The 22,849-nt window shown below is 46.1% G+C and carries 22 protein-coding genes, 1 tRNA gene and 1 other RNA gene; 6 read left to right on the top strand and 18 right to left on the bottom strand.

Features of this window, described 5'->3' with window-relative positions; translation table 11 throughout:
• From B2U56_RS00270 to B2U56_RS00225, 10 genes are all read right to left on the bottom strand, one after another.
• Positions 1-1,590: a restriction endonuclease subunit S gene (locus B2U56_RS00270; RefSeq protein WP_286951437.1), complete on the bottom strand. Its 1,590-nt coding sequence runs from the start codon at positions 1,588-1,590 to the stop codon at positions 1-3.
• Positions 1,591-1,815: 225 nt separating this feature from the next.
• Positions 1,816-1,902 (bottom strand) — tRNA-Leu (locus tag B2U56_RS00265).
• Between the two features lie 175 nt (positions 1,903-2,077).
• Positions 2,078-3,643, bottom strand: a complete 1,566-nt coding sequence (citF, locus tag B2U56_RS00260; protein WP_286951435.1) for a citrate lyase subunit alpha — start codon at positions 3,641-3,643, stop codon at positions 2,078-2,080.
• Positions 3,640-4,527 (bottom strand): HpcH/HpaI aldolase/citrate lyase family protein, encoded by an 888-nt coding sequence (locus B2U56_RS00255; protein ID WP_286951433.1) that lies wholly within the window; start codon positions 4,525-4,527, stop codon positions 3,640-3,642. The genes citF and B2U56_RS00255 overlap by 4 nt, the downstream gene beginning before the upstream one ends.
• 7 nt (positions 4,528-4,534) lie before the next feature.
• Positions 4,535-4,801, bottom strand: coding sequence for a citrate lyase ACP (locus B2U56_RS00250; protein WP_273015585.1), 267 nt, complete (start codon positions 4,799-4,801; stop codon positions 4,535-4,537).
• Positions 4,802-4,866: 65 nt separating this feature from the next.
• Positions 4,867-6,795 (bottom strand): TRAP transporter permease, encoded by a 1,929-nt coding sequence (locus tag B2U56_RS00245; RefSeq protein ID WP_286951430.1) that lies wholly within the window; start codon positions 6,793-6,795, stop codon positions 4,867-4,869.
• A gap of 83 nt (positions 6,796-6,878) precedes the next feature.
• Positions 6,879-7,829, bottom strand: a complete 951-nt coding sequence (locus tag B2U56_RS00240; RefSeq protein ID WP_286951427.1) for a TAXI family TRAP transporter solute-binding subunit — start codon at positions 7,827-7,829, stop codon at positions 6,879-6,881.
• Positions 7,830-7,892: 63 nt separating this feature from the next.
• Positions 7,893-8,789 carry an NAD(P)-dependent oxidoreductase gene (locus B2U56_RS00235; RefSeq protein ID WP_286951424.1) on the bottom strand — a complete coding sequence of 299 codons (897 nt, stop codon included), beginning with the start codon at positions 8,787-8,789 and terminating at the stop codon, positions 7,893-7,895.
• A 15-nt stretch (positions 8,790-8,804) separates the two neighbouring features.
• Positions 8,805-9,503, bottom strand: coding sequence for an RraA family protein (locus B2U56_RS00230; RefSeq protein ID WP_286951422.1), 699 nt, complete (start codon positions 9,501-9,503; stop codon positions 8,805-8,807).
• 15 nt (positions 9,504-9,518) lie between these two features.
• A complete protein-coding gene (locus B2U56_RS00225) occupies positions 9,519-10,406 on the bottom strand; it encodes an isocitrate lyase/PEP mutase family protein (RefSeq protein ID WP_013047847.1) in 888 nt (295 codons plus the stop codon).
• 319 nt (positions 10,407-10,725) lie between these two features.
• On the opposite strand from B2U56_RS00225, the gene B2U56_RS00220 reads away from it, so the two are divergent.
• The 3 genes from B2U56_RS00220 (at position 10,726) to B2U56_RS00210 (ending at position 12,905) form a co-directional block, all read left to right on the top strand.
• Complete coding sequence (locus tag B2U56_RS00220; RefSeq protein WP_286951420.1) at positions 10,726-11,529, top strand: IclR family transcriptional regulator; 804 nt, start codon at positions 10,726-10,728, stop codon at positions 11,527-11,529.
• A gap of 57 nt (positions 11,530-11,586) precedes the next feature.
• Positions 11,587-12,120: a cob(I)yrinic acid a,c-diamide adenosyltransferase gene (locus tag B2U56_RS00215; RefSeq protein ID WP_286951419.1), complete on the top strand. Its 534-nt coding sequence runs from the start codon at positions 11,587-11,589 to the stop codon at positions 12,118-12,120.
• 92 nt (positions 12,121-12,212) lie between these two features.
• Entirely contained in the window at positions 12,213-12,905 is a 693-nt protein-coding gene (locus B2U56_RS00210; protein WP_286951417.1) for a GntR family transcriptional regulator, read from the top strand.
• 42 nt (positions 12,906-12,947) lie between these two features.
• Here the strand turns inward: B2U56_RS00210 and B2U56_RS00205 are convergent, their stop codons facing one another.
• The 6 genes from B2U56_RS00205 to B2U56_RS00180 all read right to left on the bottom strand — a co-directional run bounded on the left by B2U56_RS00205 (position 12,948) and on the right by B2U56_RS00180 (position 17,861).
• Positions 12,948-14,222: a replication-associated recombination protein A gene (locus B2U56_RS00205; protein ID WP_286951415.1), complete on the bottom strand. Its 1,275-nt coding sequence runs from the start codon at positions 14,220-14,222 to the stop codon at positions 12,948-12,950.
• Complete coding sequence (locus B2U56_RS00200; protein ID WP_286951413.1) at positions 14,219-15,196, bottom strand: HAD family hydrolase; 978 nt, start codon at positions 15,194-15,196, stop codon at positions 14,219-14,221. The genes B2U56_RS00205 and B2U56_RS00200 overlap by 4 nt, the downstream gene beginning before the upstream one ends.
• A gap of 69 nt (positions 15,197-15,265) precedes the next feature.
• A non-coding RNA gene (gene ssrS, locus B2U56_RS00195) (6S RNA) lies at positions 15,266-15,442 on the bottom strand.
• Positions 15,443-15,516: 74 nt separating this feature from the next.
• Positions 15,517-16,332: a formate/nitrite transporter family protein gene (locus tag B2U56_RS00190; RefSeq protein WP_286951412.1), complete on the bottom strand. Its 816-nt coding sequence runs from the start codon at positions 16,330-16,332 to the stop codon at positions 15,517-15,519.
• Between the two features lie 27 nt (positions 16,333-16,359).
• A complete protein-coding gene (locus B2U56_RS00185; RefSeq protein WP_286951410.1) occupies positions 16,360-16,917 on the bottom strand; it encodes an ATP-binding protein in 558 nt (185 codons plus the stop codon).
• Between the two features lie 20 nt (positions 16,918-16,937).
• Positions 16,938-17,861, bottom strand: coding sequence for a hypothetical protein (locus B2U56_RS00180; protein WP_286951408.1), 924 nt, complete (start codon positions 17,859-17,861; stop codon positions 16,938-16,940).
• A gap of 140 nt (positions 17,862-18,001) precedes the next feature.
• On the opposite strand from B2U56_RS00180, the gene B2U56_RS00175 reads away from it, so the two are divergent.
• A complete protein-coding gene (locus B2U56_RS00175; protein WP_286951407.1) occupies positions 18,002-18,718 on the top strand; it encodes a lipid-binding SYLF domain-containing protein in 717 nt (238 codons plus the stop codon).
• A gap of 61 nt (positions 18,719-18,779) precedes the next feature.
• On the opposite strand, the gene B2U56_RS00170 is transcribed toward B2U56_RS00175, so the two are convergent.
• Both B2U56_RS00170 and ychF read right to left on the bottom strand, forming a co-directional pair.
• Positions 18,780-19,220 carry a hypothetical protein gene (locus B2U56_RS00170; RefSeq protein ID WP_286951405.1) on the bottom strand — a complete coding sequence of 147 codons (441 nt, stop codon included), beginning with the start codon at positions 19,218-19,220 and terminating at the stop codon, positions 18,780-18,782.
• 71 nt (positions 19,221-19,291) lie between these two features.
• On the bottom strand, positions 19,292-20,383 hold the full coding sequence (gene ychF / locus B2U56_RS00165; protein ID WP_286951403.1) for a redox-regulated ATPase YchF: 1,092 nt from the start codon (positions 20,381-20,383) through the stop codon (positions 19,292-19,294).
• 112 nt (positions 20,384-20,495) lie between these two features.
• On the opposite strand from ychF, the gene B2U56_RS00160 reads away from it, so the two are divergent.
• Both B2U56_RS00160 and B2U56_RS00155 read left to right on the top strand, forming a co-directional pair.
• Positions 20,496-21,998, top strand: a complete 1,503-nt coding sequence (locus tag B2U56_RS00160) for a mucoidy inhibitor MuiA family protein (protein WP_286951402.1) — start codon at positions 20,496-20,498, stop codon at positions 21,996-21,998.
• Between the two features lie 26 nt (positions 21,999-22,024).
• The gene (locus B2U56_RS00155) at positions 22,025-22,837 is read left to right on the top strand and encodes an MBL fold metallo-hydrolase (protein ID WP_286951400.1); all 813 of its coding nucleotides are present in this window, start codon (positions 22,025-22,027) and stop codon (positions 22,835-22,837) included.
• Positions 22,838-22,849 lie beyond the last annotated feature (12 nt).

The following is a 22,849-nucleotide window of genomic DNA, read 5'->3' as shown; positions in this document are numbered from 1 at the left end:
CTATAGCAAGTTGTTGTAAATGTTCATTTTTATATTCGACCAACGGGATTCCGCAAGGTTCATAGCTTCTTTATATGTTTTAAACTCTTGACAATACGTCTCAATCATTTTTTGTTGCTCGTATATCGGAAGAAACGGAATTTCCATCTCCATAATATCAGCATAATTAATATTCATGAGGATTGTTCCTCGCTGGAAACTTTGAATCATGGCCTGACCAACTGGGCTTTCTAAAAAGATTTTTATAAACTCGCCCTTTACTTTTTCCTTGGGACGAATTACGACCAAGTTTGCAGAAGCAATAATTGTTTTATCTTGAGCTTCAAACACAGCAGATTTAATAGATGTTCCTCGACAAGAAAGAACAACGTCACCAGAACTAAGTTCATAACGTTTTATCTTGTGTTCTTCCTCATCGATAGTATCTAAATCGTGATAATCTATCTCACCATCTTTAATATTAGAAATGTTAAGCACAGCTACGTTGCCAGGACCTAGGTCTTTTTTTAATATAGACTTTCCTCTGAAGACTTCAGCTACATTTTTGAGTTTTACTTTTGGGAGATCAGAATCTCTAAAGCATCGGATGTTTTCATTGTCGTTTGCTAAAAGAAGCTCTATTCGCCAATCTTTATGAGATAAAAAATCTTTGATTGATATCGTCTGTTTATCTCTGATATTAACTTTCTCTTCTTGAAGTTCGAAAGTTCCAATATTGACTTGTTCTTTAGGTAAGGAAGTTACAGAGAATAGATATGTTTTTATAGCTGTCGCCGGGCGAAATGTTCCTTCTGGAAGAAGATACATGTTTTCCACATAAAAATTCTCTGTTATATACGACCGTAGCTTTTCATAACCAAGACTGGCAAAAGTTATTTTTGCAGGAACAATAATATCTAAAGTGCTATTCTCATCAAGATGATTCAACATGTTCTCGAAAGCAATACCGTCACTATCTCTTGTCAAGAAGGTTTGGCTCGTTCCTTCTGGCCTATTGCTAAAAATTGGCAATGAATAGACATAATCGTATTTTTCATTTTCTAGGCATGGCATATAAATAGACTCGAATCGGATTTTTACATGTTCGTATTCTCCGAAGGCCAACTGTAAAAGAATGTGCATTGGCTTAAGATGCGTTGTTAATGTGATTTTTATGTTTGGAAAGCGTTTTATCAAATCCCCTAGCCCTGACAGATGCTTTTCAGCTTCTGTAATAAGCACTTTTTGGGGGCAGAGCCGCTGTATTCTTTCACTTATATATTCAGTAAGATATTGGGGGGAAATAACGGTGCCGATGCGATCATTTTTGTATATTTCAATAGTGAAATCGATAAGGTCTATGTCTTTTAAGGCTTCAAAAATTTCTAAAAAATCATCTCTATCAGTAGGGAAGAACCCCAAGTGATCTTCTGTCGTTTTTTTCATAAGCTGAAATAAGACTTCTCTGTCTCTTTGTATGTTAGCTGTTTTATCAAAATTCTCTTTGAGTTTCTTTTGGGTCATTTTTACCCGAAGCATTTCATTAAGCAACTGCTCTCTTGAAGATAGCTGCCTCTGGAATAAGACGTTTAAGGCATTATCTATTCTCATCTCTAGGAAGGAGCTCCTTTCTGCTCTATTTTAATAATGAAATTATAGCCCCAATAACATGGTATGTAAATACTAAAATATTAATATTGGAAATGTTAAATTTTATATTGCACTTTATTTTATAAATGCAAATAAAGTAATGTGGGATTTGTGAAACTTCAAAATAAAAAATCCCCTTTCGTTCTGCTTTTGCAGAATCGAAAGGGGAAAATGTCTTTTCTATTATGGTGCCGGAGGGGAGACTCGAACTCCCACAGACCCGAGGCCCGGCGGATTTTGAGTCCGCTGCGTCTACCATTCCGCCACTCCGGCAACGCCAATATTTCTATCATATATGAAGGGTGATGTCCAGTAGGATATTTCAATTCCGTCTTTTTAAATGGATGGCAAAAGTAGTTAAAAATACCCTTGGTCCAGTACGTTAAAGAAGGATAACTGCAGAGTAGTTCTTTTGTAGAGCCAAGCTCTGCCGTTATCCTTTCTCTTTTTAACGCTTCATTCCATATACAACGTCAAGAATCGATCCGTCGCGATATTCTACTACCGCAGCGACTCGAGATTCGTCAAACTCAACAGGATCCATCACCCCGGTAAGAGCTTCTGTATCCTGGCGGAGTTTCTCAATATCCACCACATTCAAGCCACTATCCAAAGCCTGTTTTAGAAGATCTTCCCTGCGGGGGTTTATACAAATGCCACGCTCGGTGACAATTGCGTCCACACTGGCTCCTGGAGTACAGATAGTCTGTACACTCTTCTTTATGGATGGCAATCCTCGACGGAAGCTCGGCAACACGACTACCGTCAGCTTTGCACCCCCTGCTGCATCTGGGTGGCCACCCATTCCGCTGCGAAGATATCCATCATGGCCTGTGAGAAGATTGACATTAAAGTCAACGTCCACATCAAGAGCTCCCAGCACGGCCACATCAAGCTGATGGGTCATGCACCCGGCATTTAATGGGTTTGCATACCAGGAAGCGTCGATTTCGTAGTGTGTGGGGTTCCTCAACATGGATGCGCCCATGGCTGGATCGAAGCTCTGAACGTCAAAAAGGGCCTGGAATCTACCCTCTTCCAGAAGGTAAACCATATCAGCAGTGATACCGCCGAGAGCAAAGCTTCCAGTAATATCTTTTCGCTGCATATACTCACGTACATACTGGGTCACTGCCATGGAGATTCCGCCACCACCTGCCTGGTAAGAGAATCCAGGACAGATAGCGCCAGACGCAGCCATGAGCTCATAAGCGTGATATGCCAGTGCCAACTGCGTTGGGCTTTTGGTAATACGTACCGAACCTGTAGCCAGTTTCTGGGGATCGCCAATGGAATCCAGTACCACCACTTGATGAACAAGATACTGAGGGATGGAGATCCGCGGCCTCAGTGGGTATTCAACAAGGTTGTCTGTAACGGCGATAACATGTCGAGAGAAACGAGCGTCCTGCATACCGTAGCCAAGGGAGCCGAAAGCCGATGGGCCGCTCATGCCGGTCATATTGCCGGACATATCGCAGGCCGAAGCTCCTATGAAAGCTACATCAACAGCAATGGATCCTTCTTCTACGGCTCTTGCCCGCCCTCCATGGGTGCGGATAATAACTGGCGGAAGCTTTTCGTTCTCAGTCTGGAAATAGTCGCCTACGGCACCACGAATTGGAGCATAGATCTGGCGAATAAGGCCAGAACGGATGTAATCCACTACGAAATTATGGCATTCCAACAGGGCAGAACTCATCAATACGAGGTTTTTAAAGCCCATGCAGTTAAGCTCTTCAAGAACCTGAGCAACCACTCTGTCACCATTGCGGAGGTGATGATGGAAGCTGATGGTCATGCCATCGCAGAGGCCAGAACGCTCAATAGCCGTGCGCAGGTCTGGGGCAATTTTATTTGTGCCCATTGGAACCACATCGCGCTTGACCTCCATAATGGTGTTAAAAGCTGGAGATGGGGCAACACCTGTTACTCCTTCGAAGGGACGAACTGAACCAATACCTGGAAGCTCATCGGGAACAAGGCGCCCTGCCGCATTTTTCACCATGGTCATGGTAACACCTCCTCAGAGTTACAAGGAATGCCTGCCTGGGCCAGAACATTCATGGCCTGCCGAATCACTGGGCCGTCAACCATCTTCCCGTTGACGCTAAAAGCTCCTCTGCCCTCTGTTCTGGCAATTTTCGCCGCAGCGATGACGTCCTGAGCATGAGATAGAATGTCTTCGGGAGGGCAGAATCCCTGATTGATGATCCGGACCTGTGAAGGATGGATCGCTGACTTGCCTGAGAAGCCCATAGTTGCGGCTTTGCGGGTATTGGCCAACAATCCTTCTCCATCGTTTATATCTGTATAAACTGAGTCAAAACAGTCAATCTTCGCTGCTTTGGCAGCCAGGATCATATGACCGTTTGCATAAGCCAGTTCATCTCCTGAGGATGTTTTGCGAATTCCCATGTCTGCTGTCAAGTCCTGCCCACCAAGGCCGACACCTTTTACCCGTTTACAACTTCTTACCAGCTTCGCTACATTTTCTACAGCCTGGGCCGATTCTAGTAGAATATGAAGCTCTATTCCGCCTTCTGGAAGTCCGTTTGCCTTCTCTAATTCTGTGATACGGTTATCCACCATACGAATATTCTCCACTGACTCTGCTTTTGGCAAACGAATCACGTCTGGCCCTGCCGGAACAATTTCTTCTAAATCCAGCTCCCACCAAGGAGTGGACACATCATTGATCCTGACCACCTTTTCAACACCATCGAAAGGAAGACAGCGCAACGCATAGGCCACCAAGCGTCTAGCCTCATCCTTATGTACTGGAGCAACCGCATCCTCCAGGTCAAGGATCACACAATCGGCACCGAGAGATGGGCAGCTTTGCAGCATTGCAGGATTATTTCCTGGTATATAAAGCAATGAACGGCGAAGTTTCACTATTTTTTCACGCCCTTTCCTTCAAGGCCCGCTCAAGGGCCACCTCAACCCGCGCACGGATCACAAAGGGCAAGGCTCCAAAATCCCCTACTATCAAACGGACTTTGGGCGAACCATAACGATCCAGAGTCTCTTGAATCATCGAGTCTGTACGAGTGGCAAAAAGCTGGCTATTTCTACCTTGATACTTCCATTCCATTGTTTCAGCTGGCTCAACTGTGACAAAGCAGTCGCTCTTTCCATCGGAACCAGCCTGTGCAGTATGCACAATCATTTTTTAACCCCCTTATATTGTATAAAGGTCTCCTCTACAAGAGGGAAGCCCGAACATTACCATCATTAAGCGAGATCTGGCACCTCTTTCGCTCGCTTTTTCGTGACCAAATAAAGAACAGCAAGTACTGCCAGGCCACAGAGGTCGGTGACCGTACCAGGATAAAGCAATCCCAAGGCTCCTGCAAAAGCGAGGAGCCGCTCATACCAACGAAAGCGCGCCATCATATAGTTCTCTGTGGCTGAAGCCAGCAGAAATACGCCAACGACAGCAGAGAGCATGGCCTGTATCGTCACGTACCAGCTTGTAACGTTAGTCAGCAGGATCTCAGGAGCCATAACAAAGATAAAGGGAACGATAAACCCGGACAAGGCCAGCTTAACAGCAGCGAAAGCTGTCTTGTTAGGATCAGATCCTGCTATGCCGGCAGCGGTATAAGCCCCTACGCAGACTGGTGGAGTCACCGACGAGAGCACTGCGTAGAAGAATACGAACATATGTGCGTCCAAAGGCCTCACTCCGAGCAAGACCATAGCGGGAGCGGCCACTGCACTGGCCATGACGTAACTAGCAGTTGTAGGCATCCCCATGCCAAGAAGCATGGCAATGATCATGGTCACCACAAGGGTTATTATCAGGTGTCCCTGAGTCATGGCCAGGATTGCGTCACCGACGCGCAGAGCCACACCTGTGGCACCCATCATACCTATGACTACTCCAACGATAATACAAGCCATGGCTACAGAAAGGGCTCCTCTGGAGCCGCTATCAAGAGTTTCTACCAGGGTCCTCACGTTCAGCCGATCGGATTTCTTTACGAAACTAAGGAGAACGCAGCTGAAAATGCCCCAGCACCCTGAATAGAGGGGATTATAGCCTTTAACAAGGAAGTAGACTATAACAAAGAGGGGAATTGCCTTGTAGCCGCTGGTCAGAAGAACTTTGCCAACCTTAGGCAGCCTATCTTTCGGGAGACCTTCAAGACCTAATTTGGAAGCCTCGAAGCTAAGAGAACACCAAATTCCCCAGAAGTAAAGAAGTGCCGGTACGATCGCTGCTGTCAATACTGTAGTGTAGGGTATGCAAAGGGTATCGGCAATAATGAACGCCGCAGCTCCCATAACAGGGGGCATTATCTGGCCGCCTGTGGAAGCGGCGGCTTCCACAGCTGCTGCAAAGTGAGGCTTATATCCGATCTCTTTCATTAGAGGAATCGTAAAAGCACCTGTTGTAGCCACATTAGCAGATGTACTGCCGCTAATGGTTCCCATAAGAGCACTGGACACTACAGCGATCTTAGCTGGGCCGCCTTTGAGATGTCCTGTCAGAGCCATGGAGACGTCATTGAAGAATTCCGATGCCTTAGTTGACGTCAAAAAGGCCCCGAACAAGACGAACAGGTATATGTAAGTAGCAGATACCCCTGTCACAAGGCCGAATAATCCATCTGTAGTGAGATAGAGCTCTTCAATGATACGCGGAACGGAGAGCCCAAAGTGCTGTATAGGGCCAGGCATTGAGCGTCCAAAATAGGCAAAAAGGAGGAAAAGGAAACAGAAGCCAGGAAGAGCATTACCTAAAACGCGCCGGCCTGCCTCAAAAACGAGTACAGTAAAAATTCCACCGAGTACTAGTTCGTAATCATAAATCATTCCTGCACGAATAGCGATATTTTCGTATGCAAAAAAGACGTAGAGAGCACAGCCAGCAGCGGCCAGTGCTAATATCCAGTCCACAAGAGGCACTCGATCTCGTGGTGAATCTTTAGTACCAGGATAGAGCAGAAAGATCATAGTCATTACAAAAGCCACGTGAAAACTGCGCTGTTTCATCGTAGGCAACAATCCAAAAAAGGCCGTATAAAGCTGAAAAATAGCTAGAGTTACTGCCAAAATCATAACAAGCTTGCCCGAAAATCCTGTCAGGGATCGTCGCTTACCAACTTTCTCTGGAGCGGAACCATTCGAGGAAACTGAGGAGACTGGAGAACCCACAACAACACCCCCAATTTGAGATCGTTTAGTAATGTGAAAAGAAGGGGGCAATTTCGCCCCCTAATACTTTATAAAAACTTAGACTACTTAACCAAACCGGCTTCTTTGTAGTATTTCATGGCTCCGGGGTGAACTTCCATAGAGCAGCCATTGAGAGCATTTTCAAGGCTGAAGTTTGCAAAGTAGTTAGGAAGCCGATCTTTTAAGAACTGAGAGTTCTCGTACATCATCTTAACGGTCTTATAGATAACTTCGTCACTCATGTCAGCGTAGGTTACCAGGGCTCCCACAGCAGCAATTGTAGGCAGATCCTTATCAAATCCCTTATAGGTGCCTGCTGGAATTACAGAAGAGGCAAAGAATGGGCACTGTTTCAGAATTGCTTGACGCTGTTCTTCATCGATAGAAAGAAGTCGTACATTCTTGGTGAGCATTTCTGTAATCTGAGCATTTGGATAGGTAGTAAGCCAGATGTGACCATTAACAGTACCTGTCTGAAGGGCCTCTACAACCTCGGAACGGCCGTAGCGATCGATGGTGATGTCCTCATCCTTTATGCCATAAGCACCGAGGACAATACGGCAGTTTGTATCAATACCGTTGCCAATTGGGCCGTAGTCTATCTTCTTCCCTTTGAGATCTGCAATATTCTCTATCCCATTGCCGCTTACTAGGATATGGGCGGGCATGGGATAGATCGCCGTCACAAAACGAAGCTGCTTCAGGGGACGCCCCTCAAAGCCACCTGTTCCGTTCCAGGCTTCATCAACTGTTGCAGACTGGGCAAGGCCAAATTCCATGTCTTTTTTGGCAAGAGCCATCAAGTTCTTCGCAGAACCACCAGTAACAGCTGTGTAGTTGATGCCATTCTTCTCCTGGTTTCCCAGTTGAGCAATCGTGTTGCCTATGAGATAGAATCCACCGCCAACACTGCTGGTCCCGATTCTGGCAAATTCCGCGGCGCAGGAAACACCTGCAACTGCAAATACTAGAGTTGCTGCGATTAAAGCACTGATCATACCTTTGCGAAACATGTCCATACCTCCTCGTTATTCTTTATATATAGAAACAGTACAGATTTCCAGAGATAAGCCTGACTAGCGGTAATTTTTTCTATCCCACACAGAGCAAGCTTCTTCTATTGTTTTCGGTGCTACCCCTGCAAGTTCGTCCTTCAGTCCCATTGCTGCAGAGAGCTCCAGTCTTTCTTTCGTTGCTGCAGCCATAACAGGTTTCAATCCGACGGTTTCCATTAATGCAATGGATTCCGCCACTTCGTGGACCCTGCGTTCTGCATGAATCATATCGGCACCAAGCATTCGAGAAATTGTTTTTTCGAAAGGAAGCTGATCCACCGTAGCGGATATTGATTTAAGAACAACATCTTCCAGATCGCTCCTATGGGCCAGGAGAAAAGTTTCAACTAGAAGTGCGCCCAGTCCTTTCATGAAAACGCTGCGGACCAGCTTTATCCGTGTTCCATCTCCTGCTGGCCCCTTTACTACATCGATCTTCATTCCCAGCGGAACCATCTTCTCCTGCCACAGACTCGCACCACAGCCTGAGGCTATCATAGGCACCTTATGCCTGTTGATTGTAAGAGGACCCATCATAGCCGAATCTGCAAAGTAAATGCTCCTGGCCTGAAATTCCTTTTCCCAGTGCTCTTTTTCAGCCGGCGCAGCTGTGGTCACGTCAACATACAGAGATCCCGCCGACATATGGGAAAGGGCAGACTTGGCAGCATGGCCTGCATATGGAGCCTGAACAGCACTGACGATCACATTACACGACCTGAACAACTCTTCTGGCGTATCACAAAGAATAACATTGGCTTCATTGGCCCGTTTACGAAGGTTTTCCTCGTAGGGTGTCCCGCTTCCCAGCACAACATCGTAGGCACATATACCTGACAGTCCTTCGTCCCGGAGTCCTGAAGAGATGCAAAAGGAAACTTCTCCAAATCCTACAAAACCCAAAGATAATTCAGCCACAGTCCTTACCTCCACTTAGGGAAGCCATATACCGTCTATGGTCTCGCAGCCTTTTTGGTCGAGAGTTTTTTCAACCCAGCTACGATCACCTGTGCCATCAGCCAGTCGGGGACCCTTAACCTCTTCGTTTGAAAGCAGGCGACGGCCTCCTTCAAGACATTGTCGGGCCAGGCCCTTGGGAACAACTATGACCCCATCGGCATCGCCAACGATGATATCCCCGGGGCAGACAAAGATGCCGCCACAGGAAATTCCCACATTAACTTCTCCCGGGCCATCCTTATAAGGACCGCCGGGCGTAGAGCCTGTAGCATAGACCGGTACCCCCAGGCTATACAGAGCTTCAACATCACGAACCGGGCCTTCCATAACTATTCCAGCCACCTTTTTATGGCGGGCATAAAGAGCCATCATCTCCCCCATGAGAGCATGGCTTCGATCCCCTTCATTCGAGAGGACAATTACATCTCCCTCTTCTGCCATGTTCAAAGCCTTATGGAACATAAGGTTGTCCCCGCCACGAGCACGCACTGTCAGAGCCACACCCACCATATTGCATTCCGTTGGTGCGGTCATGATACGAATATAGGAAGCCATGGCAGCGGAACGATTCATTCCGTCTGCAATGTTCGCTGCAGGAATATGTTTAAACTTCTCCACCAGGTCTTTCGGGGGAAGGTCTCGCTGGGTAAAGACTCGAAAACCGATACTCATATCAGGATTTTTCAACTAATCAACAAATTTAGGAAGATATTCTTTTTCCTGTTCGCGGAATCCGGGAACTCCTACGATATTCTTAAATTCGTCAAAGGAGAAGAGTACTTCCTTTCGATCAGGAGCAATATCGTCTTTAATAGCTTCAAGGTAGTTCTGAACTCCCTTCGCCGCAGCAAAAACCGATCCTACCGGCACGCTGATACGAGCCACTCCGAGCTCTTTCATCTGATTTACGGGAAGAAGGGGAGTTTTACCACCTTCGATGCTATCGAAGAAGTTAATGCTCACCAGGGCGTCGATTTCTTTAACGGCACGCTCAATTTCTTCGATAGTGCGAGGAGCCTCTACAAAAATCATGTCTGCGCCGGCCTCAGCGTAAGCATTGCCGCGGCGAATGGCTTCGTCAATGCCAGAAACAGCAATAGAGTCTGTACGGGCATTGATCACGAAGTCGGGATCAAGTTCATCTCGAACTTTGGCGCAGGCTTTGATTTTTAAAACCATTTCATCACAAGGTACAATAGTCTTTCCTTCAATATGGCCACATCGTTTGGGAAACATCTGATCTTCTATGTTCATACTGGCACAACCAGCTTTGATGAGCTTTTCGGTAACATACATGGCATTGATCGCATTACCAAAGCCAGTGTCTGCATCAGCCATTACAGGAATATTCACTGCGTCAACTATATTGCGGGTGAAATTTCGCATTTCCTCAAAAGAAAGAAAAGCCATATCAGGCAAACCAAGAAGCGTGGCCGCCAAACCAAAACCACTTACCTGCAACGCCTTAAAACCAACCTTTTCAATGAGCTTTGCGGAAAGGACATCATGAGCGCCCGGAACTACAAGGGCCTCTCTCTTCTCAAGCAATTGACGCAAAATAGTAGATTTTTTCACGAAGGCTCCTCCTTAGATTATTTTATATTGTGGAAGTGGCTTCCATATTATAAAACAAATTAAAATAAAGCAAGTGCAAACAAGTAAGAAATATCATGTTTAATACATGGTTAAACAAAGTGTAGAAATTCATCCCTTCTTCACCGCTTGCGATAGGGAGCGAAAAACTCTACTTTCTGATAGAGTATGAAGAAAGGATAAAATTGCAGATAATTGCTGAAAATATATTTCTTATGACTCTACTCTAATGCTATCTACCAGAGAGAAGAGAGCAACACCCGATCGTATAAAGGGATTTAACACAGAAGGGAGAATGGCAATGAGACCCCAAAAAACAAAAGGAGCCTCATCAATTCGTAAGTGTCTCGCCGTCTTAGACTCTTTTACCTGGGACAATCCCCATCGGACACTGACTGAAATAGCGGAAGAGATCAACGCACCACTGCCGACGGCTTCCCGTATCACTGCAGTGCTTTGTGAGGAGGGTTTTCTAGATAAATGTGAGGGAAACCTATACCAGCTTGGCTGGAAATGTTATCGTATGGGTGCAATTTTCAAGGCCAGCGATCCTACAAAAAATATAGCTCTTCCACATATGCGGAAATTGAGGGATACATTCAACGAGACGGTTAGTTTATACCAGCGCAAAGGCATATGGCGCATATGCTGTGAACAGATATCAAGTACCTATCCTCTCAAACGCTTTGCAAATCCCGGCGACCGTTTCCCCCTCTGGGCGGGAGCGGCAGGACGCTGTTTTCTGGCTTACATGGCTCTTGAGGAGGTGGATGCTGTATTTGATGCCGCACCAGAAGAAGTGCGCCTCAAGCGGCCAATTCTTTTAGATAGAGCATCTAAGGTGAAAGAAGATGGATATGCAACCAGTATTGCGGAAAGGGAACCCGGCGTCTCTTCAGTTTCTTGCCCCATATTCAATTTCACGGGACTTCCCATAGCCTGTCTAACCATTTCAGGACCCAGCATCCGATTTACAGACGAAGTTGTTCCTCGTATCATCCTTGCCCTCCTTCATGAAAGCCGTGAACTATCTATCGTCCTTGGAGCCCCTGAAGAACTAACCGTAGAAAGAAAGCCAACGAAATTTCCTCATTTACAGGACTAACGGAATAGCGTGCACATTTTCAAGACCTGGCACGAATTAAGAAGGGAGTGGCAGACAGTGGCTGAAACCTGGATCACAACCAAGGGTGGAGATTTTGGTGAGACAAGTCTCGGGAATGGTGATCGGGTTCCTAAAGATCACCTCAGGGTAGAAGTTTTTGGAACCATTGATGAGTGCCAGGCCCATGTAGGGATGGCAAGGGCTCTCTGCGAATACGAAGAAATTTGTGAAAATCTCTGTTGGCTTGAACAGCAATTGGGGCTGTTAATGGGTTACTTAGCTCTTTTCCCCGGCCTACCCTGCCCAGAAATTGAAGCTCTTGAAGCAATTATAGATAGAGTGGGAAATATAACAGAAAGGAATTTTCGTTTTGTCCGGCCCGGCGATTCGAAAGCTGGAGCCGCATTACACGTAGCAAGAACTGTCGCTCGAAGGGCAGAACGTTTAGCGGTGAAACTTTTTCGCTCAAAAGAATTAATGGAAGAAGGATATTCCTATATTAACCGGCTTTCTGATGTCATTTATGCTCTCTCTCTCTGGTACGATCATCTGGCGCGAATGCAGGAAGAAAAAAGCGAATGTCGCCAGTAACATGATTCGACGAGAAAGAGAAAAAGAGCACAAAGCTTTTCAATTAGTGTATAATGAGTGCAAAGTGCTTGGTTTAGAGGAGGATTGTGACTATGGACCAAAATACACTAACCCCAGCCACAAACCAGGGGTTAAGACAGATTGTTTATGAAAAGTTGAAAGACGCGATCGTAAATGGCGTTTTGAAACCAGGCTCTAAGCTTTCTGAGATAGAGCTTGCTGAACAGTTGGCTGTTTCCAGGACTCCGGTTCGAGAAGCTATTCGGCAATTGAGCCAAACTGGGCTTATCACCCTGACTCCTCGGAGAGGAGCTTTTGTCACTTTACCCTCTCTTAAGGATGCCTCTGATCTGTACGAACTGAGACAGGCACTAGAGATTATCGCCATAGAAAACGTATGCGAGAACCCTCGAATCAAGGATCTGAAGCTTTTTCGCGAAATTTTTTCTGCAATGTCCGGTCAAACATCCCACGAAGAATATCTGACTGAAGACCGCCGCTTTCACTGCTTCCTTTATGAGTGCAGCGGCAATAAGTATCTTCATAAAACACTCAACAACATTGTTGATCTGATCAATCTGTGCCGCCCCTACTCTATGCAATCCGACCCAACGATTATGGGTGTGTTCCTTAAAGGGCACCTCGCTATCATAGATGCCGTACTGCATGGCGACTGCAAGAAGGCTATAGCTGAAATGGGCAGCCATATCGAGGATACGAAACGAAGTCTTTTGGCTTTCCTGAGGCAACACCCTGGAGATTATACAAGCGTAGAAGAAGAATAAAGAATTGAAGGGGTCGTGGCTGGAATGCCCTCCGGCCTCTTCTTAGTTTTCGTGCTCTCTGGAAAAACGGCGCCAAAATCTCTTCAGGCGCTCATGAAAAGCTCTTTCCCTCCCCAAATTCCCTGGAAAATAAAAACGCTGGGGTGACGTGACATATTTTTGAGGAACCCAGTGTCGTGGGTCGTCATGAGGATAGATATACCCCGTTCCTCCAGGCTTAAGATGATTAGGAACTTCCTGCAGATTCCCCTTCTTAATTGATTGTGTTGCGTTGTCTATAGCCAGGTATGCGCTGTTGCTCTTTGGCGATGCCGCTAAATAAATGACAGCTTCAGAAAGAATGATCCTGGCTTCCGGAAGCCCTGTCATATCGGCAGCATATGATGCGGCAGCGGCAATCTGCAAAGCCTGGGGATCAGCAAGACCTACATCTTCCGCAGCAAATATCATGAGGCGGCGGCAAATGAAGCGAATGTCTTCGCCCCCCTCAATAAGACGGGCAAGCCAGTAGAGAGCCGCATCAGGATCAGAACCCCGCATACTTTTGATAAGTGCTGAAATAATGGCATAATGATCGTCTGCCTTAGGATCAAAACGAATGGAAGCGGATGGAATAAGCCTGTCTACATGGGCCATGGTAAGTTCTGAGGCCCCTGAAGCGGCCGCCGATGACGCTAAGAGTTCGAGGCGTGTTAAAGCCTGTCTGGCATCCCCGCCTGCCATCTTCGCCAAGACTGTGATAACATCTTCTGATACAGCAAGTTTGAGAGCCCCCAACCCTTTTTCTTCGTCTTTAAGTGCTTTATAGAGAATCTGTACTAGGTCTTCCTCCGCTAGAGACTTAAGCTGAAAGACAACGAGACGGGAAAGAAGGGTTTTATTAATTTCGAACCAGGGGTTTTCTGTGGTAGTTCCAACGAGAATGATATCCCCCTTCTCTACTGAAGGAAGGAGGGCGTTTTGCTGGCTTTTATTGAAGTGGTAAATTTCATCTACAAAGGCGATTGCTGCCGATCCGCTTAGAATCTTGAGATTTTTAGCTTCTTCTACAAGGTCTCGTAACTCTGAAACCTTGGCTGAAACTGCGTTGATTTCGAGCAGACTCCGTTCAGTTACCATGGCCATAAGCCGAACGAGAGTAGTTTTTCCAACCCCCGGCGGGCCATAGAGCACGCAACTTGGGACCTTGCCGCTTTGGAGAATTTGCCTCAAGGGAGTTCCCGGAGCAAGAAGATGATCCTGTCCTACGAAATCATCGAGAGATGAAGGTCTCATCCGATCCGCTAGAGGTCTTTCCCACTGGGTTTGGGATATCATTTAATCTTTTCCTCCAATTCCCGTTCTATGGAAGCCATACTCTCCGAAAGACGAATGCCTTCGCTTCCTTCCTTTACAGTTACGAGAGGGTAGCGCTGTTTAAGGGTTTTTTGGATTACCGAAACCTGGTCTATATCAAGAAAGGATGGCGCCAACCCAGGCCAGATCCTCCATTGCTGAACGGAGAGCTTCACACTGGGAGTGCAAAGAAGGGTTCCCACCCCAAGACGAGCCACTTCTTCGCAGTAGTTACAAATATCAGGCATATCATCGGGAATCTGAACCGAGAGTTTCCACGCTTTCTCCAACCATCCCTTCCCCTTTTGCTTTTCGAGGGAAGAGTACTCCCAGGGAACGAGGGGAGCTGGGGAATTCAGGCTCTTTAAAAAATCATTCATGGTGGGATATATTGCATCAGCCCAATGCTGCCATTCCACTCGGGGACGTTCAACGAGCACAGCCCGCATTCCGGCCCGCCGCGCACCGATAAGGTCATAAACAAAGTCTCCCACCATAACACATTGTTCTGCAGGAACTCCTATCTCTTGAGCAGCAAGCCAGAGCGCCTCCGGATCAGGTTTCACAGGTCCATTGTCACGGCTAAAAACTTTCGGCGGAAGTGGGAAATCTATTCTCTCCGCAGCGCGACGAATTGAATCCATGCAGTTCCTCGAAACTACCGCCCAGGGGATATTATGGTCGTTAAGCCACTCTACGAACTCTATGGATTTTTCAACAGGAACAGCCTGTTCAGCACCATTCATTTCAAGGGTATAGATGTCTTGCCAAAGTTCCTTTTTTCTTTCTTCCGAGAGGGCTGCCATTCCTTCAATCAGGGGTGCTGGCTCGCCATTGAAGTATTTTGTGCGGATTCCTGAAAAATCAAGATTGGTGTCGGCGAGAACTCCATCCCAGTCGAGAATAAACCCCGCGCTCTCTATAGGATGCCAAAAAGGAGTGTAGATTGTTTTCATAGTGAAGCCTCCTGATGTACATGATGACATCTAAAAAAAGGGGCGCAAGACAATTCCTGCGCCCCTCTATGTCTCCCCGCAATGCCGTGTCATGGTCGTCTTGACCCGGTCCTAATTATTGAGGGTTTGTCGTGCCTTAGTTTCGGTGATGGTTACCCATCTCCTTTGCCGGCTCGAACTTCAACCCTCTTGAGATCGAGTGTTGGCTCAAGACTAAGTGCATGATCACGAACATCGCAGGGTTATTAACAACTTAGTCTTTCTATATTTATTATAGCATATTTAAAGAGGCGTGCATGAGTGTCAACCTGTTGTAAACACTAATCTGACGCCAGAAGTTTCTCCTTAAAGATGAAGAAATAGAATACGGCTATGAATAGAACTCCACCCACAACATTCCCTAAAGTTACAGGGATGAGGTTCTTTACAAGCCCTCCTAAATTCATCACCTGCAGCTGTGCATCAGAAAGCTGGGCTGCTTGCAAAAGGGACGGCACTCTTTTAAGAAGAAGCCCCATCGGTAAAAAGTACATGTTCGCAACGCAGTGTTCAAAGCCAGAAGCCACAAAAGCCATTATGGGAAAGAAAATAGCCCATATCTTCCCTGTCACGTCAGTAGAAGCCATGCTCAACCATACGGCAATAGTTACCAGCCAGTTGCAGAGGATTCCTCTGAAAAAGGCCTGACCAAAGGGCAGGCTCATTTTAGCTGCTGCAATATGAAGAGTCTTTACACCTATAGGTCCTTCCCATAATCCCGTGTTGTAAAGAAGAAAAACAACGATAAGTCCCCCCAAAAAATTAGCAAAATAGACCCAGGTCCAGGCTATGAAAATCTTTTTCATAGGGGTACACCCCACCAGAGCCCCAAGGGGCATCATGCAATTGCCCGTAAAAAGCTCAGCACCCCCAATGACTACAAGCATAAGGCCTACGGAAAAAACCGCTCCTGCCATAAACTTTGCTATACCACCTGGCAGATCATAGGTCACACAGGTCATAAGCCATCCGCCTAAAGAAATGTAGGCTCCCCCAAGAATACCAAGTAAAAGTATTTGTCTATGATTCCACGATGTCTTCGTCTGTGAGGCCGCACAGGCCATTTTCGCCATCTCCAAGGGCGACTTGTAATTCATATCCGATCACTCCCCCTAACGTGTACATCACTCGCAATGGTGCTTTAAAGTTTCAATGTTCTCCTCAAAGTAATCTTGAAGCCAGCAAGCTATTGCTGGATTTTGAACTTCTTTAATGTTCCCAAGAACTCTATTTAATTCAAAACTGTCGAAAGTGAATTTCTTCTCATTAAAGGAATGGCAGTAAACAAGCTGAACATCAGGATGAGCAATAAGAAGGGAAATGAGCGATGCTGGTATATTCCCAAGCGGTGGACGGTCTATATGGTCATAGCGGAAACTTGCCCGCACCCGAGTGCCCTTGCCAGGCTCAGACTCTATTTCAAACTCTCCATCGCATAACTCGGCAAGTTGTTTTAAAAAAGGTATTCCCAATCCTACTCTCCTCGTAGTTCGACTCGTATAAAAAGGGTCTGTTACAGCGTGTAATGTGTCCCCATCCATTCCTTTCCCATTATCCTTTATCTCGAAATACAGCCACCCCCCTGTGCAGTCTTCTGTTATTCGTATATCCACCCATGTTGCTCCCGCATTAATGCTATTTTCTGCTATATCTAATACGTGTTGAGAAAAGTCTTCTAACACGATGTCCCTCCTCGATGTTTTTATTTAAGGGGAAGATAGATATTTGCCCTCAGCATTTCAAGAATGTTTGCATCAAAGGCTTCAGCGTCAAGACTGCTTAGGCTGTCCTTCGTTTCCTCAATGGCTTTTTCGTAGAAAGATCTAATTCCAAGAGAATCCATAAGAACAGCAAAATTTTCTTCATCTTCTTCGAGGAACCGCCCTGTGAGCATCCCAAAAAGAATGGTAGCGGAGGCAAGCCAATTAGCAAGTTCCTGAGAAAGACTCCATGCATCTTCGAAAAGAATAGAGAAATTGTAATCTTCTTCTTGCTGTTCATCAAGTGTTTCAAAATCAGGTTCCGGAATATAGCCTAAAATATAGAAAGGGATTTCAGGACCAACTTTGAAAGCATCCCATAAAGCTCGATAAGCCCCCTTATCCGGACCGGAAAGCATATATGCGGCAATAGCCATGGCATGCTGACGGGCCGCAGATATTTCTTCATCTCTTATGGCTCTCTCGAGAACCTCAGAAAACCGCTGAAGCTCAATAAGACAACGATACATAAGGGTTTTACCAAGAGTTACCCCTTCTTCATCGTATGAAATTATTTCTTCTGCAATCTCCAGTGCTTCTTCGGGCCGAGCTTCTGATAGCAGTGCAAACCCAAGTCGCTGCAATAAACCTATATAAATAATGCCCTCCTCTTCATCCATCAGTTCTTTGCGATTCACAAGACCGGCCTCTTCCACCATGTTGCGCATGGGTTCAAGGGCCTGCTTCAAAAGATCCAGCTTTTCATCAGAATACTCAGTAGTATCTGCAAGAAGGATAAGAGCCTCTGGATGCCCAGGATCTATTTCAAGAATCTGTCGGGCCAATTTGGAAATTGTTTCTATATCATCGCTTTGGTATGCTTGTTCAAGTAACTTTTCTATCCGTTCCATTTCGGAATAAGACATATTGTTTCCTCCTAGCCTTATTAGTTATCTTGACAGTGTAAAGGAAAAAGTGGAGCCCCGTCAATTCTTTGGTTCTTGCGTGAATGAAAACAACACTCTAAGATAATAACGAGATGGTTTTGGGCGAAAGGAGAGATTCTATGATGACGCGACTAAGAAGAGGCCGTTGCCGCTTTTTTATTTTGGCAACACTGATAACCCTTATAAGCTTGGGATGTGGCCTTACCCAGGCTGCCTGGGCCAAAACCCCGGAAGAACGGATTGCTGGATCTGTAAAGCTACTTCGAGAAATGCAAGAACAGTCCGATATAGGGACAATGGCAGATTTGCTGGAAAGAGCAAAAGGGGTGGCAATATTCCCCTCAGTCATTAAGGCGGGATTTGTCTTTGGCGGGAAATATGGTGAAGGTCTTGTACTAAAAAGAGATTCGGTGACGGGGAAATGGTATGGGCCAAGCTTTGTTACCATTGCAGGAGCTTCATGGGGATTGCAAATAGGAGCCGAGTCTATTGGATTGGTTCTTGTGATCACCAACGAAAGAGGTCTTGAAGGTTTTATGGGAAATAATGTGAAACTCAGCGGAGACCTCGGGGTAGCAGCCGGGCCTCTGGGGCGTCGTGGAGAGCTTGGAACCGACATAAAGCTCAAAGCATCAATCTATAGCTACTCCATTACGAAGGGGCTTTTTGCTGGCATGTCTCTTGAAGGGGCAGCCATCAATGTGGACGATAATGCCAATACGGTCTATTGGGGAAAACCTACAACAGCTTCCCAGGCTCTTAAAAAAGGAGCGACGAGCAATAAGATCAAAACTCTTATCAATGAGCTGCAGAAAGTGATCAAAGAAGCGAAATAGCGCAAAAGAAATGCATAAAAACGGGAAGGGGTTAACCCCTTCCCGTTTTTATGACATCCTGTTAGATAATGAGCTTCCGCCCACCGCCTGGGCGCTCTTTTCCGCTTAATTGGTCAAGTTGCTGCAACACTTGAGGTGAAGCCACATCAATTTTAGGCTTTCTGGCTTCTTCCATAGCAGCTTCCTGCATCTTCTGTTCATACTCCTTTATCTGCTCTTTAAGTTTTTCTGCGTCTCCCTTGATCCAGAGCAAAATGCTCTCTGCTATGGCGTTCACAACCTCATCATCCGGTTCCTCTCTCGTAAGCCCCAGTTCTTTCAGCAAACGGTGCTCGTCACGAATGGATTCGACAACATCTTCATCAGTAATGAGCCCCTTTTTATATAGAACTCTGAAGATGATATTTAGACGGCTCTTAAGATTTTCTTCGTTCATGGCCATCCCATCCACACGAGCAAGCAAGGCGCTCAAAAGCTCATCAAGACTAATCTGCATCGGCATGTGTCGATCCTCCTCTCTTCTCGTAAAATTCAATTTTATATTCTAGCACATTTCAATATCTGGCTTGTAGGTTAAACATTGAAACGAATTTCTATCATGTCGCCATCCTGCACGAGGTATTCCTTTCCTTCAAGGCGCAGCACGCCCTTATCGCGGCAGGCGGGCATGGAATCTCCACAGGCTACAAAATCAGGGTAGTGTACAACCTGGGCTCGAATAAATCCTCTTGCCAAATCAGAGTGAATTGCCCCCGCAGCCTCTACGGCTGTAGCATCTTTTTTCAGCGTCCATGCCTTCACTTCATCTTTTCCCGTAGTAAAAAAGGAGATGAGTCCAAGCAGGCTATAGGCTTCCTGAATGAGACGTTCTCTGCCAGCCTCTTTGATGCCCAGGTCTGCCATGAATTCCCTCTGCTCATCCTCCGAGAGATCTGCCATCTCCATTTCCATCCGGCCAAAAACCTGTACAAGGCCTAGGCCTCGTTCTTTTGCAATAGACATTATTGCGTCAAGGCCTGGCACGTGCCCTTCAGTCTGGGTTTCGTCAAGATTGAGCACGATCATTTCAGGCTTCAGGGTCAGAAAAGCAAAACCGCTCAATTTTCGCTGTTCATCTTCTGATAAACCAAGCTCTCTAAGAGGTTTTTCCTCCATAAGGAAGGCCTGGCAACGTTCAAGGAGCTTTTTTTCTTCCTCCTCTTCAGGAAGAAGACGTTTCTTTGCTGCTAAACGGGACAGCCTATTATCGATAACTCCGAGGTCTCGATAAATAAGTTCCATTTCCACTATATTCCAGTCCCGTGCTGGCTCGATATTATCTTCCGGATGGGGAACTTCCGGGTTATCAAAAGTTCTGACCACATGGACAAGGGCATCTGACTCAGCCACAAAAGAAAGAAAAGCATTTCCCAGGCCAGCTCCTTTGCTGGCATCCCGGGAAAGTCCCGCCAAGTCAACAAACTCCACAGTAGCCGGCGTCTGTTTTTTCGGCTCAAAGATCGTAACGAGATGCTCAAATCTTGGGTCAGGAACTGAAACCATTGCTCGGTTGGGATCGGTTTTACCACTGGCATAGGGTTTTACTTCTGCTCCAGCTCTAGTTATAACATTGAAGACAGTGCTTTTGCCACAAAGGGGCAGACCCACTATACCGCATTTCAGCATGAGGGCATTCCTCCTGTTCATTCATTTATCCATTTATACATGGCGAACATGCATTATAATTGTATTATACGCTTCTGCCAATTAGAAAAAAGAAAAGGAGGTCTTTTCTTCTATGAAAAAGCTCTTGTCTCTATGCTTCGCCACCCTTGTCATCATGTTGACAAGCATATCACTCTTTGCTGCCGAAATGGCTATAGAGCATGTATATGTCTACCCGAGGGGAGCACAAATACGATTGAAGGCAAATGTAACCGGTGAAGGGAAAATTTTGCTTCCCAACACTTTCGATCTCGAAAGCATCAGTGTCATTCCTGAAGATGGCCTTTTATTAGAGAAGGTACAACTTGTGGTTTTGAATGATGCTCAGTGGCTCCCTCCCTCCCTTGTCCCCCTCCAGCTTCGCCTGGAAGACAAAAAAAGAGAGCTCTCGTCCCTAAAATCCCAAGCTGTCGCATTAAAACAATGGTCCGCACTAATAGAAAGCTCCACGCCCGCCGACCTCTCTGTTCATAATCTGGAATCCTATTTGCAGGCAGCAGAAGAATCCCGACAAAAGAAAGAGCAGGAAAGAGCCGCCGTAGAAAGCGACATCGAAAGAGTTGAACAGGAGATTACCGATATAAAGGGAGAAATTGAAGAGAAAAAACCCCAAACTCAGGGGAAGGTTATAGCTATAGAATATAAGACTCTGACAAGTGGCAGTCTTTTCATAGAAGGGTGGACACCCCATGCCCGCTGGGTTCCTGAATATAGTCTTTCTCTTTCCACCAATGAAGGAAGAGTGGAGGGGCAACTATTGGCTAAAGTGTGGCAGCATACCGGACTTATCTGGAATGGGATTATACAGCTCCATACGGCCCAGCCCGTCTCTTCTGTTGAAACCCCTGACATTCCTCCTTTGGTCGCAACCTTTACAGAGCCTCTCTACGGCTCTGGCGCTCAGCAAAATGGGCGAATGCTTAAAACTATGGCAGTAAAAGAAACAGCGGTACCTTCTGCTGTAGAAGAAACAATTACAGACCGTTTCTTCACTACTAAGGGAAAGATATCGGGGGATAATATGCCTGTTACACTGCTGCTGCGTGATTTCACAATGCCTGCAACAGTTTCCATAGAGTGTATCCCTCTTCTTTCATCCCAGGCCTGGATAATGGCTTCTTCAGAAGCCATCGAAGATCCACTCCTGCCTGGAAAGGCCGACCTATTCATCGACGGAATGGGATCAGGGAGAACTAGATTGCCAGCCTTGGCGCGAGGAGAGAAGCTTACTCTGGCCTTCGGCCAGACACCCTCTGTTACCGCTACACGGAAAGAAATTATCCCTAAAGAAGGAAGCAACTGGTTTGGCAAAGGAAAACTGGCTCAGGGTTATACCCTTAATATTACAAACGGGCTGCCCTTTGAAGCTGAGCTTATGATCAAAGACAGAATTCCTGTATCTGCCCATGAAAAAATAACAGTAGAAGTAGAGACCCTGGATCCCCAGCCTGCGGAAAAAGATGAGAAAAAGGGAGTTCTTACGTGGAAAAAGAAATTTAAAGCAGGGGAACAATGGCAAATTTCAGTAGTCTATCGGCTTTCTTTCCCCTCTGATAAAGAGATCTGGCTGAAATAAGTTTGAAAAGGGAGAGTGAATGACATATGAATGTTACTGTGGTCGTAGATGATTATTGCGGCACATCTAAACTGCTAGGAGAACATGGTCTCAGTATGTATATAGAAACTCCTAGGGGCTCTTTGCTTTTTGATACGGGGAGGGGGGTCGCCCTTTACCCAAACACATCGGCCCTTGAGGTTCCCCTTGGCAACCTCAATGGAATCGTTCTTAGCCACGGTCATTTTGACCACACGTGGGGATTGCCTGAAATCTTGAGGCGTGAAGGAAATTTGCCCGTATGGGCTTCTCCATTTTTCGACCGCCAGCGATTCGCGCGGAAAGGAGAAGAACTGGAGATTGCCGGAAGCCTTTTTAGCAAAGACGACCTGAACTTTCGCCCTGTAAATGACAGAGCTGAAATTATAGATGCCATATGGGCCATAACAATACCACTCTCAGAAAGAAATCCTGATTTTGTTCCAGTGGATCCCGATCTCGTAATAAAAGAGAACGGTGAGCTCAAAGCTGACCTTATGGAAGATGATCTTTCTCTTGTAGTTCGAGGTATTAATGGATATAGCGTCATTCTCGGATGTGCCCACGCTGGAACCGTGAATATCCTTGAACGGGCTGCCCTTCTTTTTAACACCCGTGAATTTTACAGTGTTACTGGGGGCATGCATTTTCGAAGTCAGGGAAGAGGATTCCTTCTTCGTTCAGCGAAGGAGCTTAAAGACAAATTTTCTGTACAGCATTGGAGACCTTGTCACTGTACCGGCTTCAGCGCTGCTTTTATCCTTGGAGAGCAGCTATCAAATGTTGAATGGGCCCATTCGGGCTCTTCTTTTGAAATATAGAAATCTACAATG

It is taken from the genome of Aminobacterium sp. UBA4987 (genome assembly GCF_002396985.1).
Classification (GTDB): domain Bacteria; phylum Synergistota; class Synergistia; order Synergistales; family Aminobacteriaceae; genus Aminobacterium; species Aminobacterium colombiense.
The sequence above is the reverse complement of the archived record's forward strand: the minus strand, read 5'-3'. Positions and strand labels throughout refer to the sequence as shown.

What these genes read in the sequence shown, in the direction of transcription:
- B2U56_RS00270 (WP_286951437.1), bottom strand. Translation starts at nt 1,590, where the DNA reads ATGAGAATAGATAATGCCTTAAACGTCTTATTCCAGAGGCAGCTATCT.
- citF (WP_286951435.1), bottom strand. Translation starts at nt 3,643, where the DNA reads ATGACCATGGTGAAAAATGCGGCAGGGCGCCTTGTTCCCGATGAGCTT.
- B2U56_RS00250 (WP_273015585.1), bottom strand. Translation starts at nt 4,801, where the DNA reads ATGATTGTGCATACTGCACAGGCTGGTTCCGATGGAAAGAGCGACTGC.
- B2U56_RS00240 (WP_286951427.1), bottom strand. Translation starts at nt 7,829, where the DNA reads ATGTTTCGCAAAGGTATGATCAGTGCTTTAATCGCAGCAACTCTAGTA.
- B2U56_RS00230 (WP_286951422.1), bottom strand. Translation starts at nt 9,503, where the DNA reads ATGAGTATCGGTTTTCGAGTCTTTACCCAGCGAGACCTTCCCCCGAAA.
- B2U56_RS00220 (WP_286951420.1), top strand. Translation starts at nt 10,726, where the DNA reads ATGAGACCCCAAAAAACAAAAGGAGCCTCATCAATTCGTAAGTGTCTC.
- B2U56_RS00210 (WP_286951417.1), top strand. Translation starts at nt 12,213, where the DNA reads ATGGACCAAAATACACTAACCCCAGCCACAAACCAGGGGTTAAGACAG.
- B2U56_RS00205 (WP_286951415.1), bottom strand. Translation starts at nt 14,222, where the DNA reads ATGATATCCCAAACCCAGTGGGAAAGACCTCTAGCGGATCGGATGAGA.
- B2U56_RS00200 (WP_286951413.1), bottom strand. Translation starts at nt 15,196, where the DNA reads ATGAAAACAATCTACACTCCTTTTTGGCATCCTATAGAGAGCGCGGGG.
- B2U56_RS00190 (WP_286951412.1), bottom strand. Translation starts at nt 16,332, where the DNA reads ATGAATTACAAGTCGCCCTTGGAGATGGCGAAAATGGCCTGTGCGGCC.
- B2U56_RS00180 (WP_286951408.1), bottom strand. Translation starts at nt 17,861, where the DNA reads ATGTCTTATTCCGAAATGGAACGGATAGAAAAGTTACTTGAACAAGCA.
- B2U56_RS00175 (WP_286951407.1), top strand. Translation starts at nt 18,002, where the DNA reads ATGATGACGCGACTAAGAAGAGGCCGTTGCCGCTTTTTTATTTTGGCA.
- B2U56_RS00170 (WP_286951405.1), bottom strand. Translation starts at nt 19,220, where the DNA reads ATGCCGATGCAGATTAGTCTTGATGAGCTTTTGAGCGCCTTGCTTGCT.
- ychF (WP_286951403.1), bottom strand. Translation starts at nt 20,383, where the DNA reads ATGCTGAAATGCGGTATAGTGGGTCTGCCCCTTTGTGGCAAAAGCACT.
- B2U56_RS00160 (WP_286951402.1), top strand. Translation starts at nt 20,496, where the DNA reads ATGAAAAAGCTCTTGTCTCTATGCTTCGCCACCCTTGTCATCATGTTG.
- B2U56_RS00155 (WP_286951400.1), top strand. Translation starts at nt 22,025, where the DNA reads ATGAATGTTACTGTGGTCGTAGATGATTATTGCGGCACATCTAAACTG.